This is a genomic window from Kitasatospora sp. DSM 101779, assembly GCF_025655475.1.
Classification (GTDB): domain Bacteria; phylum Actinomycetota; class Actinomycetes; order Streptomycetales; family Streptomycetaceae; genus Kitasatospora.
In genome coordinates this window covers 4,343,219-4,355,828 of record NZ_JAHTIK010000001.1, presented here as the reverse complement: position 1 = coordinate 4,355,828, position 12,610 = coordinate 4,343,219, and the positions used below count along the sequence as shown (strand labels likewise).

Here is a 12,610-nt window from a genome sequence, read left to right as displayed (position 1 = left end):
GGCCGCCGGTCCGGCCGGCCCAGCGATCCGAAGGGAGAAACGATGGACCGCGAGAGCGTCCTGGTCGACTGCGACTGGGTCCGGGCTCACGGCTCCGACGAGGGCGTGGTCCTCGTCGAGGTCACCGACGGCGGCCCGAACCCGGGCGGCCGGATACCCGGGGCGGTCAGCCTCGACTGGACGACCGACCTGCAGGACCGTGTCCGCCGCGATCTGATCGGCCCGGAGGCGTTCGCCGCCCTCCTCGGCCGGCACGGCATCGGTCCGGACGACACGGTCGTGTTCTACAGCGGCAACAGCAACTGGTGGGCCGCGGCCGGCTTCTGGCAGTTCCGGCTGCACGGCCACCGCGAGCTGCGGCTGCTGGACGGCGGCCGGGCGCGGTGGGAGGCGCTCGGCGGCGACCTGACCGTCGAGGCCCCCGTCCGGACGCCCGTCGAGTACCCCGTCCGCCCGGTCGAGGAGTCGTTGCGCGCCCACCGGGACACCGTCCTCGGCGGCATCGGCGCGATCAACCTGGTGGACTGCCGCTCCCTGGAGGAGTACCTCGGCGAGCGCACCGCCCCGCCCGGCGTCCCGGACGACCAGGGCGTGCGGCCCGGCCACGCCGAGTCCGCCCAGCACATCCCGTGGAGCGCGACCGTCCGCCCGGACGGCACCTTCCGCGACGCGGAGGAGCTGGAGGCGCTCTACAGCCAGCTCGACAAGGACGCGCCGACCGTCGTCTACTGCCGGATCGGCTGGCGGTCCGCGCACAGCTGGTTCGTGCTGAGCGAGCTGCTCGGACGCCCCGGCGTCGCCAACTACGACGGCGCCTGGCGGGAGTTCGGCTCCCTGATCGGCGCCCCGATCGTCTCCGGGCCGCTGCCCTGGGGCGTCGTCCGCGCCTCGGAGGTGGCCCGTGCCTGACGTGACGGTGATGCGCGACGTCCTGCGCAACGGCTTCGACCAGACCGACCTGCCCTGGGTGCCGTGGACCGAACCCGGCCGCGTGGGCGTCGAGTTCGTCGTCCTGTGGGGCCCGGACGCGGAGCGGGGCGAGGACTCTGCGGCCCTGCTGCTGCGCTTCCCGCCCGGCGCGCACGGCGACTTCCACGAGCACCTCGGCCACGAGCTGATGCTCGTCCTCGACGGGGTCCTCGACCACAGCGACGGCCGCCGCTTCGTCCGCGGCGACCTCGTCGTGGAGGAGCCGGGCACCCGGCATCAGATGTCCAGCGCCGAGGGCTGCACGGTGCTCGCCGTCCGGGCCCGCCCGGCCTCGGCCCGCACGCCCGAGCCGGACGAGATCACCACCGGGGTCGGCGCCGGCGCCTGACCCGTCGTCCGCACCGCTGCCGGGTACCGGAGGCGCGCCCACCACGGCGCCCCGGTACCCGGCCGCCGCACGACGGGCGCCCGTCACCCGCGACCGCGCCCGTACCCGCCCGGCACAGCCCCGTCGCCACCCGAGGAGTAGCCATGTCGCCCACCCGAACCCTGACGCCGTACCCGCTGCGCCCCGCCGCTGCCGCGCCGGAGCCCGCCGAGAGCCGCCGCGTGCTGCTCACCACCGGCTCCTCCGACGCGCACACCTGGAACCTCGTGTACCTGCAGCTGCTGCTGGAGGAGAACGGCCACTCGGTGCTCAACCTGGGCCCGTGCGTGCCGGAGCAGCTGCTCGTCGACACCGCGCAGCTGACCCGCCCCGACCTGGTGGTGTTCAGCTCCGTCAACGGCCACGGCCACCTGGACGGCCTGCGGGCGGCCCGTGCGCTGCGCGCCGAGCGCAGCACCAGCGACATCCCGCTGGTCATCGGCGGCCTGCTGGGCATCTCGCCGGACGGCGCCGAGCAGCGCACCGCCGAGCTGCTGGCGGCCGGCTTCGACCAGGTGCACAGCGACGGCACCAAGCCCGACGTGCTGCTGTCGTACCTCGCCCAGCTGCCCGCCACCTGTACCGAGCGGGCCGCCGCGTGACCCGCTCACCCGCCTCCCCACCGGACCTCGGTTCCTACGTCCGCGCCGCCGCGGGCGCCGGCGAGCTCGTCGTCCAGCCCCGCATGGGCATGGCCGTGCCCAGCGAGATGGCGGCCGGCCTGACCGCCGTGGCGGGGCTCGCCGAGCGCACCGTCGGCACCATCACCCTCGACAGCTACACCCGGGTCGGCGACCACAGCGCCGCCGTCGCGGCCGTCCGGGCCGGCAAGCCGCTGAACGGCTTCCCGCTGGTCGGGCACGGCCCCCGGATCACCGCCAAGGTCGCCGCCGCGGCCGGCCGGCACACACCGGTGCAGGTCCGGCACGGCTCCGCCGACCCACGGGCGATCTTCCGCACCATGGCCGCCGCGGGCCTGGGCACCAGCGAGGGCGGCCCGGTCTCGTACTGCCTGCCGTACGGCCGCACACCGCTCGCCGAGTCGGTCGCCGCCTGGCGGGAGGCCACCCGCTTCCTCGCCGAGGAGAGTCGCGCCAACGGGATCCGCGCGCACCTGGAGTCCTTCGGCGGCTGCCTGCTCGGCCAGCTCTGCCCGCCCTCGCTGCTGGTCGCGATGTCGGTGCTGGAGTGCCTGTTCTTCGCGCAGAACGGCATGACCAGCGTCTCGCTCAGCTACGCGCAGCAGACCAGCCCGCAGCAGGACGTCGAGGCGCTCGCCGCCCTCCGCCTGCTCGCCGAGGAACTGCTGCCGCCGACCGTCGACCGGCACGTCGTCCTCTACACGTACATGGGCGTCTTCCCGCGGAGCGTGGCCGGGGCCGGCCTGCTGCTCAAGCGCAGCGCCGACCTCGCCGTCCGCGGCGGCGCCGAGCGCCTCATCGTCAAGACCGAGACCGAGGCGCACCGGATCCCCACCGTGGCCGAGAACCTGACCGCGCTGCGGGCCGCCGCCGCGCAGGCCCGGCGCACCCGCCGTGAGCTGGCCGACGCCCCGCGCGAGGGCTCCGGCGAGGCCGGCGAGGTGCTGTTGGAGGCGCGCGCCCTGATCACCGCGGTGCTGTCGCTCTCCGACGACGTCGGCACCGCGCTGCTGCGGGCGTTCCACCGCGGCGTCCTCGACATCCCGTACTGCCTGCACCCGGACAACCGGGGCGCGGCCCGCGGCACCATCGGCGACGACGGCCGGCTGCGCTGGTCCGAGGTCGGCGCGATGCCGCTGCTGGCGACCGTCGGCCGGTCCGGGGCGATGACCTCGAACCGGCTGTCGCTGATGCTCCGCCGGGTCGCCGAGCAGCACGACCGGGAGGCCTCCCGGCAGGCCCCGGAGCCGGTGGCCGCGCCGGTCGCGCCCGAGCCGCTGCGGATCGGCCTGATCGGCGGCGGCCCGCGGGGCCTGTCCATCCTGGAGCGGCTGGTCGCCCGGTGCGCCGAGCGGCCGCCCGCCCGGCCGGTGGAGGTCACCGCGGTGGACCCGTACTGCATCGGGGCCGGCCGGATCTGGCGGCCGGAGCAGTCCCCGTGGTTCCTGATGAACACCCCGGCGCGCGAGGTCACGATGTTCTCGGGGCCGTCCGACGGCGGCCCGGCGAGACCGGGCGCCGGCCCGACCCTCGCCGAGTGGTGGGCCGTCGCCGATCCGGAGAACGCCGACCCGGAGGGCTACGCGCCGCGGGTCGTCTACGGCCGGTACCTGCGCTTCGTGCTCGGCCTGGTGCTGGACGCCCGGGTGCCCGGGCTGACGATCCGTCCGGTGAAGGCCAGGGCGCTCACCACCGACCGCGGCCCGGCCGGGGACGGCACGGGCGAGCCGGTGCACCGGGTGCGGCTGGACCGCGGCGACGTGATCACCGTGGACCGGCTGGTGCTGGCCTCCGGCCATCCCACCAACGAGCTGGACGAGCAGCAGCGCGAGTGGCTGAACTTCGCCGAGATGCACCCGCCGCTGCGGTACGTGGTCGGCGACTCGGCGGCCGAGATGCCGCTGGACGCCGTCCCGCCGGGCGCCACCGTGGGTGTCCTGGGCATGGGGCTGACCTTCTACGACGTGGTCGCGGCGCTGACGCTGGGCCGCGGCGGCCGGTTCCTGCCCGCGGAGGGCGGCGGCCTGCGCTACCTGCCGAGCGGCCGGGAGCCGAGGATCGTCCCGGCCTCCCGCAGCGGCATTCCGCTGCTGACCCGCGGCCGGAACCAGAAGACTGCCGAATTCCGTTACCGGGCGCGACTGTTCACTCCGGAGCGGATGGCCGCGATGCGGGCCTCCGGGCCGCTGGACTTCCAGTCCCAGGTGCTGCCGTGGCTGCTCGCGGAGATGAACATCGTGCTGCTCGGCACCCGGCTGCGGCACGCCGTCGGGCCGGACGCCGAGCGGGAGTTCGGCGAGGCGGCGGCGGCCGTCCACCGGGAGGAGCCGCCCAGCCCGGCCGCGCTGGCCGTGCTGGCGGAGGGGTTCGGGCCGGCCGGCGAGCCGCTGGACGCGCTGTGGCGCCTCGCCCGGCCGTTCGCGGGCCGCCGGTTCGCCTCCCCCGCCGAGTACCGGCAGGAGCTGGCCGACTGGCTGCGCGAGGACCTCGCCGACGCCGTCCTGGGCAACTACGAGGGCCCGGTGAAGGCCGCGAGCGACGTGCTGCGCGACGTCCGGGCGACCATCCGCTCGGTGGTGGACTTCGGCGGGCTCACCCCGGACTCGCACCGCCGCTTCCTGGCGGACTTCAACCCGGTCGCGGCGGTGATCTCCACCGGTCCGCCGGCGCAGCGCTCGGAGCAGTTCCTGGCGCTGCTGGCGGCGGGGGTGCTGGAGCCAGTCGGTCCGGCGGCCCGCTTCCGGGCCGACCGCGACCTGGGCTGCTTCACCGTCGAGTCGGGGCAGGTCGAGGACTCCCGGGTCCGGCTGGACGCGCTGGTCGACGCCCGGGTGCCGAGCACCGACCTGCGCTCGGACCGCGACCCGCTGATCCGCGGTCTGCTCGCCGACGGGGTGATCCGCACCTTCGTCAACTCCTGGGCGGGCGGCGCGTTCGACACCGGTGGGCTGGCCACCACCGACACCCCGTTCCACCCGGTGCGGGCGGACGGCGGGATCGAGCGGACGATGTTCGTGCTCGGCATCCCGAGCGAGCACACCCGCTGGTTCACCCAGGTCGGCAGCGGCCGGCCGGGCCCGTGGGGCGCCTTCACCCGGGACGCCGACGCGATCGCCGAGGCCCTGCTGGCGGAGGCGGCGCCGCGGCCCCGGTCGGCCACGGCCGAGCCGGCCGGGATGCTGGCCGGGCGGGCCGCCCGGTGAGCGGACGCCCCGCGGCCTGGTGGACGCACCGCCGGACGGCCGCGCACGAGGAGTACCGGGCGGCCCGCGACCTGCTGCTGGAGCTGCGCGGCGACCGGGCGGCGGCCTGTGCCGCCCACCGGCCGCCGCGCGCCCGGGAGTTCAACTGGGCGCTGGAGTGGTTCGACGTGGTCGCCGCGGACAATCCGCTGCCTGCGCTGCGGCTGCTCTCCCCGCCGGACGCCGAGGGCCGCACGGGCGTCGCCGAGGAGTTGTCCTTCGCCGAGCTGTCGGCCCGCTCGGACACCCTGGCGGTGGCGCTGGCCGGCCTCGGGGTGCGCCGCGGCGACCGTGTCCTGCTGCTGCTCGGCACCCGCGCCGAGCTGTGGGAGAGCCTGCTCGGCTGTCTGAAGCTGGGCGCGGTGGTGGTGCCCTCGTACCAGGACGTGACCCGGGAGGAGGCCGCGGACCGGATCGGGCGCGGCCGGATCCGGCACGTGCTGTGCTCCGAGGAGGCGGCCGTGCTGCTGGGCGGCCTGCCGGTGCCGGGGCTGCGGATCGCGCTCACCGACCGGCCGGCGGCCGGCTGGACGCGCTACCCGGACACCCGCTCCGCGCAGGTGCCGTTCCTGCCGGACGGCCCGACCCGCTCGGCGGACCCGGCGTTCTGCTACTTCACCTCGGGCACCACCTCGCTGCCGAAACTGGTCGAGCACACCCACGCCAGCTATCCGGTCGGCCACCTGTCCAGCCTGTACTGGAACGGGCTGCGGCCGGGCGACCGGCACCTCAACCTGTCCGCCCCTGGCTGGGCGAAGCACTCCTGGAGCAGCTTCTTCGTCCCGTGGACGGCCGAGGCCGTGGTGCTGGCGCCGCCGGACGGCGGTCTGCCGCCGGAGGTCCTGCCCGGAGTGCTGGCCGACCACGGCGCGGACAGCTTCTGCGCCCCGCCGAGCGCCTGGCGGGCGATGCTGCCGCACCTGCACCGCACCCGCTCGGCCGTCCGGCTGCGCGAGGCCACCGCGGCGGGCGAGCAGCTGACCGCGGAGGTGTCGGCGGCGGTGGCCGCGGCCTGGCGGGTGCAGGTGCGGGACGGCTACGGGCAGACCGAGGCCACCGCGCTGATCGGCCGCACCCCGGACGACCCGGCGCCCGTCTCGCCGCTCGGGCACCCGCTGCCCGGCTGGACGGTGGTGCTGCGCGACCCGGCGACCGGCGCCCTGGGCGAGGCGGGCGAGGTCTGCCTCGACCTCGCCGAGCGCCCGGCCGGTCTGATGGCCGGCTACGCGGACGACCCGGAGCGCACCGCCGCCGCGCTGGCCGACGGCCTGTACCGGACCGGCGACGTCGGCGAGCGCTGCGCGGACGGCTCGATCCGGCTGCTCGGCCGGCTGGACGAGGTGTTCAAGTCGTACGGGCACCGGGTGTCGCCGGTGGAGATCGAGGCGGTGCTGCGCGGGCACCCGGAGGTCGCGGACGCGGCCGTGGTGCCGCGTCCCGATCCGGCCGGCGGGCTGGTGCCGTACGCGGTGGTGACGACCCGTCACGAGCCGCCGCGCGGGGCCGGGGCGGCCCGACTGCGCGGCGAGCTGCTGGCGCGGGCCGCGGAGCGGCTGGCACCCATGTTCGTGCCGCGCGGACTGGAGTTCGCGGCCGAGCTGCCGCGGACGCGGTCGGGCAAGGTGCGCCGCGCGGAGCTGGCCGCGCGGTTCGCGGACGGCTGACCGGATGCACCGGTCGGCCGTCCGCGGCTCCCGGCGGCCGCCGGGCGGTGCGCCCGGCGGCCGGCCCGGTTCAGCAGTCGGCCAGTGGCAGCTGCTCCTCGCGTTCTGCGGTGGCGAGCAGCGCCTCGGCGACGGCCCGGGCGCGCGGCGCGGCGTCGGTGGTGCGCTCGCGGAGCGCGGCGACGATCGCGCCGTCGCCCAGCAGGGCGAGCTGGCCCGCCAGCGTGCGGTGGCCGCGGTACCCGGCGGCGGCGAGCAGGCCGTCCAGGTACTCGATGACCTTCTCCTTGTGCTCGGCGGCGACCCGGTGGGCGGGGCTGGCCGGGTCGGCCTCCTCGACCATGGTGTTGATGAACGCGCAGCCGCGGAAGTCGGCTGCGGCGAAGCGCTCGGCGAGCCCGTCGAAGAGTGCGAGGGCGAGGTCGTCGGTGCCGCGCCGGCTGGACTCGACGGTGTCGGCCAGCCAGCTCCGCCAGGCCGCGTCGCGGCGCCGCAGCACCTCGACGACCAGGTCGTCCTTGCTGGGGAAGTGCCGGTAGAAGGAGGCGCGGCCGACGCCGGACTCGCTCAGGATCCGCTCGACCCCGACCGCGCGGATGCCCTCCTCGTAGAACAGCCGCTCAGCGGCGGTGAGGAGTCGTTCTCTCGCATTGCTCGGCATCCGCAAACGGTACCACTCGGTTCTGATTTTCCGATGGGCGTTGACGAAGGTCGGTACCGATCGGTACCGTCCTAGCTGTTTGGTACCGATCGGTTCCATCTCCGCCGCAACCGAGGAGACGCCATGTCCCGCCTGCCCCTGCTCACCACCGAGACCGCCAACGAGGAGCAGCGCGAGCTGCTGGAGAGCACGCTCAAGCAGCTCGGCAAGGTCCCGAACCTGTACGCGGCGCTCGCCAACGGCCCGGCCGCCCTGCGCGGCTACCTGGCGATGCGCGAGGCCCTGGTCGGCGGCACCTTCAGCACCAAGCAGCGCGAGCAGCTCGCCCTGTTCATCGCCCAGCGCAACAGCTGCACCTACTGCGTCTCCGCGCACACCATGCGCGGCGGCAAGGTCGGCCTGAGCCAGGAGCAGCTGCTCGACACCCGCCGCGGGACCGACACCGACCCGCACATGGACCAGGTGCTCAAGCTGACCGGCGAGGTCATGGCGAGCGGCGGCCGGGTCTCCGACACCGTGCTGGCCGAGGCCCGCGCGGCCGGTGTCACCGACGCGGAGATCGCCGAGATCGTCGGCCACGTCGCGCTGAACGTGCTGTCCAACTTCTTCAACCACGTCGCCGAGCCGGAGCTGGACTTCCCGCTGGTCGACGCCCACGACCTGGCCTGACGGCCGCGGCGGTCGCGGGGCGTCCGGAGTCGGCACTCCGGCGCCCCCGCCGCCCGCCGGCGGCCGCCTCCACCACCACACCGGCACCACACGGGCGGCATGCGGGAGCAGCAGCAGTGGACATCGACGTCAAGACCCTGAGAACGTTCTGCGAGGTCATCAGAACCGGCTCGTTCACCAGCGCCGCCCACCGGCTGGGCTACTCCCAGTCGAGCGTGACGGCCCAGATGCGCGCCCTGGAGCGGCAGGTCGGCGCACCGGTCTTCCACCGGCTGCCCAACGGGGTGCGGCTCACCCCGGCGGGCTCCACCCTCCGCGGCTACGCCGGACAACTGCTCACCCTGGTGGGCGAGATGGAGGAGGCCCTGCGCGGCCCCTCGGCCACCGCGCCGCGGCTGCGGGTCGGCCTGGTGCCGGCCCTGGCGTACGGCGAACAGCTCGCCAGGATCGCCCAGTTCGGCCGTCGCCTGCTGCCCGGCGTGCAGCTCGCACTGCGGGTGATGGGCACCGCGGAGATCCACGCGGCGCTGCGGGCCGGCGGCCTGGACGGCGCCATCCTGCTGACCGGCCGCGAGCACCGCCCGGCGCCGGCCGCCCCCGTTCCGGTGCTCAGCGGCGCCCCGGGCCGGGCCGCCGACCGGGCCCGTACCGCGGTGCTCGCCGAGCGCGCCTCGGCGCACCGCGAGCGGCCCGAGGCGCCGACCGAGATCCCGGTCCAGGACCTGGAGTTCACCCCCAGCACCAGTGCCGGGGCGCGCCCGCCGCTCTCCTGCCACCAGGTCGTGGTGGCCGACCCGGACTGTCCCTCGCAGCGCTGGCTGCCCGAGTTCCTCCGACTGCGCGGCGGCGAACCGCCGGAGAGCCTCGAACTCGGTTCGATGGACGGGGTGCACGCCACCGTGCAGGCCGGCCTCGGCTGCGCGATGCTGCCGACCGGGCTGGCCGCCCAGCCGTACGGCGCCGGCCTGGCACCGATCCCCGGCGTACCGCGGATGCAGTGGACGGTCTCCCTGCTGGCCTCCCGCACCAAGGAGTTCCGCGAGGGCCACCGCCAGGGGCTCGCGGACGCGATCCGGCTCGCGCTGACCTGCCCGGCCTGACCGGGACCCTCGGGCACGCGGCCGGGCCGCCGCGCGCGGCCCGGCGGTCAGCCCTGTGGCGACAGGTCGTGGCGGTGCACCTCGGACACGGTGTAGGCCACCCCGGGCACTCCGACGCCGAGGGGCCCCATCCGCTCCGCGAAGCGGTTCATCGACTCCGCGGAGTCCCACAGGTCGACGACCCGGACGCCGTCGCCGGTCACCGCCGCGACATGGGCCAGGCAGCCGGCGAAGACGCCGTCCTCCCGGGCGAGCCGTTCGTGGAACTCCTCGTACTGTTCGGTGGTCGTCCCGGGCAGGTCGACCTCCACCAGAACCGCCATCGGGCCCTCCTCGGCTCGGCGCCGCCGCGACCGCCGCGGCAGGGTGCGCACTCCCGATCTCGGCCCGCCCACCCGATCTCGGCCCGCCCGCCGGGTGCCGCAAGCAGGGCCGTCCGGCCCTGTCGGCGGCCGCGGGCGGCCGGGGAGAATGCGGTGGCCCCTCCACGGCGGACGGGCCGGGGAAGGAGAGGTGCCATGCTCGACGGCACGGTACGGACGGGTGCCGAGGGTCCGGTGCGGGTCTTCCTGCTCGACGACCACGAAGTGGTGCGCCGGGGCGTACAGGACCTCCTCGACTCCGAACCCGGTCTGACCGTCGTGGGGGAGGCCGCCACCGCGGAGCAGGCGCTCGCCCGCGTCCCCGCGCTGCGCCCGGACGTGGCCGTCCTCGACGTCCGCCTGCCGGACGGCGACGGCGTCACCGTCTGCCGCGAACTGCGCTCCCGGATACCGGAGCTGGCCTGTCTGATGCTGACCAGCTTCGACGACGAGGAGGCGCTGCTCGACGCCATCATGGCCGGCGCCTCGGGGTACGTGCTGAAGCAGATCACCGGCACCGACCTGGTCTCCGCCGTGCGCACGGTCGCCGCCGGGCAGTCGCTGCTCGACCCGGGCGCCACCGGCCGGCTGATGGCCCGGCTGCGCCGCCGGGAGGACACCCCGCAGCCGTCCCTGCTGCCGGCGCTCACCGAACGCGAGACGCAGATCCTCCAGCTCGTCGGCGAGGGGCTGACCAACCGGCAGATCGGCGAGCGGCTCTACCTGGCCGAGAAGACCGTCAAGAACCACGTCTCCCGGCTGCTGGCCAAGCTCGGCGTAGAACGCCGGGTGCAGGCCGCCGTCCTCGCCACCCAGGTGACGGCCGACCGGGCGCCCGACCGCCACTGACCCCACCCGGGGCCGTACGGGCTCCCGACCCCCATGGGTTCGCATACGCATCATGGGGTCGGACGGCGGAGCCGAACGTCACCGGGCCGGGGTCGGTGGGCCCCCGGCCGCGGGGACCAACGGCCCTGGGACGCCCACCCGGACGCGACGGAGCATGGAGCGCCGCCGGCCGGAGCTCACCCGGGTGCCCCTGCACCCGCTTGCCACACCTCCGAAGCACCGTGCGGCGTCCAGGGTTCGGCGAGCGAGCGAAGGAGAGCGTCCGGTGGCTGCCATCGAGGCGACGGAGGCGACGGCCGGCAGGCCTGCCCACGGGCGGCGGCGCCCGGGGGCCCGACTGGTGCGGTGGCTGACCACCACCGACCACAAGGACATCGGCACGCTGTACCTGTGGTCCGCGTTCGGCTTCTTCCTGGTCGGCGGCGTGCTCGCTCTCGTCATGCGGGCCGAACTGGCCAGGCCTGGGACACAGTTGCTCTCCAACGAGCAGTTCAACCAGGCCTTCACCATGCACGGCTCGATCATGCTGCTGCTGTTCGCGATGCCGCTGTTCACCGGCTTCGCGAACTGGATCATGCCGCTGCAGATCGGCGCCCCGGACGTCGCCTTCCCCCGGCTCAACATGCTGTCGTACTGGCTGTTCATGTTCGGCTCGCTGATAGCCGCGGCCGGCTTCGCCACCCCGCAGGGCGCCGCCGACTTCGGCTGGTTCCTCTACGCGCCGCTCTCCGACGCGGTGCACTCCCCCGGCGTCGGCGCCGACATGTGGATCATGGGCGTCACGCTGTCCGGCTTCGGCAGCATCCTCGGCGCGGTCAACTTCATCACCACCATCATCTGCATGCGCGCCCCCGGCATGACGATGTTCCGGATGTCGATCTTCTGCTGGAACGTGCTGCTCACCGCCGTCCTGGTGCTGATCGTCTTCCCGGTGCTCGCGGCGGCCCTGCTCGCCCTGGAGGCCGACCGCAAGTTCGGGGCGCACGTCTTCGACCCCGCCAACGGCGGCGCCATGCTGTGGCAGCACCTGTTCTGGTTCTTCGGCCATCCCGAGGTCTACATCCTGGCGCTGCCCTTCTTCGGGATCGTCTCGGAGGTCGTCCCGGTCTTCAGCCGCAAGCCGATGTTCGGCTACTCCGGCCTCATCGCGGCCACCGTCGCCATCGCCGGCCTGTCGGTCACCGTCTGGGCCCACCACATGTACGTCACCGGCCAGGTGCTGCTGCCGTTCTTCTCGTTCATGACCTTCCTGATCGCCGTCCCGACCGGCGTGAAGTTCTTCAACTGGATCGGCACCATGTGGAAGGGCTCGCTCAGCTTCGAGACCCCGATGCTCTGGGCGACGGGATTCCTCGTCACCTTCCTCTTCGGCGGCCTCACCGGCGTGCTGCTGGCCGCCCCGCCGATCGACTTCCACGTTTCCGACTCGTACTTCGTCGTCGCCCACTTCCACTACACGCTGTTCGGCACGGTGGTGTACGCGATGTTCGCCGGCTTCCACTTCTGGTGGCCCAAGATGACCGGCAAGATGCTCGACGAACGGCTCGGGAAGATCACCTTCTGGACGCTGACGGTGGGCTTCCACACCACCTTCCTCGTCCAGCACTGGCTCGGCGCCGAAGGCATGCCCCGCCGCTACGCCGACTACCTGGCCTCCGACGGCTTCACCACGCTGAACACCGTCTCCACCGTCGGCTCGTTCCTGCTCGGCCTGTCGATCCTGCCGTTCCTCTACAACGTGTGGAAGACGGCCAAGTACGGCGAGAAGGTCACCGAGGACGACCCATGGGGCTGGGGGCGCTCGCTGGAGTGGGCCACCTCCTGCCCGCCGCCGCGGCACAACTTCGCCGTGCTGCCGCGCATCCGCTCGGAATCCCCGGCGTTCGACCTGCACCACCCCGGCATCGCCGCCCGCGACCACCTGGACCACCACGGCGAGCCCGCCAAGCACCTCGCCGGGGTCACCCCGGCGGCGTACGACGCTCCGGTCGACCGGCGCCACCGCCGGGACTGACCCGAAGTCCCCGTCCCCGCCCCGTCCTCCCCCGTCGGGGCGGGGGCGGTC

The 12,610-nt window shown here is 74.7% G+C and carries 11 protein-coding genes; 9 read left to right on the top strand and 2 right to left on the bottom strand.

The window, feature by feature from the left end; all coding sequences use genetic code 11:
- Positions 1–42: 42 nt before the first annotated feature.
- The 5 genes from KSNIM_RS19780 (at position 43) to KSNIM_RS19760 (ending at position 6,904) form a co-directional block, all read left to right on the top strand.
- Entirely contained in the window at positions 43–909 is an 867-nt protein-coding gene (locus KSNIM_RS19780) for a sulfurtransferase (protein ID WP_263104534.1), read from the top strand.
- Positions 902–1,318 (top strand): cupin domain-containing protein, encoded by a 417-nt coding sequence (locus KSNIM_RS19775; protein ID WP_263104533.1) that lies wholly within the window; start codon positions 902–904, stop codon positions 1,316–1,318. Before KSNIM_RS19780 ends, KSNIM_RS19775 begins: the two co-directional genes overlap by 8 nt.
- Before the next feature lie 143 nt (positions 1,319–1,461).
- Positions 1,462–1,959 carry a cobalamin B12-binding domain-containing protein gene (locus KSNIM_RS19770; protein ID WP_263104532.1) on the top strand — a complete coding sequence of 166 codons (498 nt, stop codon included), beginning with the start codon at positions 1,462–1,464 and terminating at the stop codon, positions 1,957–1,959.
- Positions 1,956–5,201, top strand: coding sequence for an FAD/NAD(P)-binding protein (locus KSNIM_RS19765; RefSeq protein WP_263104531.1), 3,246 nt, complete (start codon positions 1,956–1,958; stop codon positions 5,199–5,201). The genes KSNIM_RS19770 and KSNIM_RS19765 overlap by 4 nt, the downstream gene beginning before the upstream one ends.
- A complete protein-coding gene (locus KSNIM_RS19760; protein ID WP_263104530.1) occupies positions 5,198–6,904 on the top strand; it encodes an AMP-binding protein in 1,707 nt (568 codons plus the stop codon). Before KSNIM_RS19765 ends, KSNIM_RS19760 begins: the two co-directional genes overlap by 4 nt.
- A gap of 70 nt (positions 6,905–6,974) precedes the next feature.
- Here the strand turns inward: KSNIM_RS19760 and KSNIM_RS19755 are convergent, their stop codons facing one another.
- Positions 6,975–7,565 (bottom strand): TetR/AcrR family transcriptional regulator, encoded by a 591-nt coding sequence (locus tag KSNIM_RS19755; protein ID WP_263104529.1) that lies wholly within the window; start codon positions 7,563–7,565, stop codon positions 6,975–6,977.
- Between the two features lie 123 nt (positions 7,566–7,688).
- Between KSNIM_RS19755 and KSNIM_RS19750 the strand changes: the two genes are divergently transcribed.
- Together KSNIM_RS19750 and KSNIM_RS19745 are read left to right on the top strand one after the other, a co-directional pair.
- Positions 7,689–8,234 (top strand): carboxymuconolactone decarboxylase family protein, encoded by a 546-nt coding sequence (locus tag KSNIM_RS19750; protein WP_030273068.1) that lies wholly within the window; start codon positions 7,689–7,691, stop codon positions 8,232–8,234.
- A gap of 116 nt (positions 8,235–8,350) precedes the next feature.
- Positions 8,351–9,334, top strand: a complete 984-nt coding sequence (locus KSNIM_RS19745; RefSeq protein WP_263104528.1) for a LysR family transcriptional regulator — start codon at positions 8,351–8,353, stop codon at positions 9,332–9,334.
- A gap of 47 nt (positions 9,335–9,381) precedes the next feature.
- Here KSNIM_RS19745 and KSNIM_RS19740 read toward each other — a convergent pair whose 3' ends face one another.
- Positions 9,382–9,657: a hypothetical protein gene (locus KSNIM_RS19740; RefSeq protein WP_263104527.1), complete on the bottom strand. Its 276-nt coding sequence runs from the start codon at positions 9,655–9,657 to the stop codon at positions 9,382–9,384.
- A 195-nt stretch (positions 9,658–9,852) separates the two neighbouring features.
- Between KSNIM_RS19740 and KSNIM_RS19735 the strand changes: the two genes are divergently transcribed.
- Entirely contained in the window at positions 9,853–10,545 is a 693-nt protein-coding gene (locus tag KSNIM_RS19735) for a response regulator (RefSeq protein ID WP_263104526.1), read from the top strand.
- Positions 10,546–10,810: 265 nt separating this feature from the next.
- The gene (gene ctaD / locus KSNIM_RS19730; protein ID WP_411543745.1) at positions 10,811–12,559 is read left to right on the top strand and encodes a cytochrome c oxidase subunit I; all 1,749 of its coding nucleotides are present in this window, start codon (positions 10,811–10,813) and stop codon (positions 12,557–12,559) included.
- Positions 12,560–12,610: the final 51 nt, after the last annotated feature.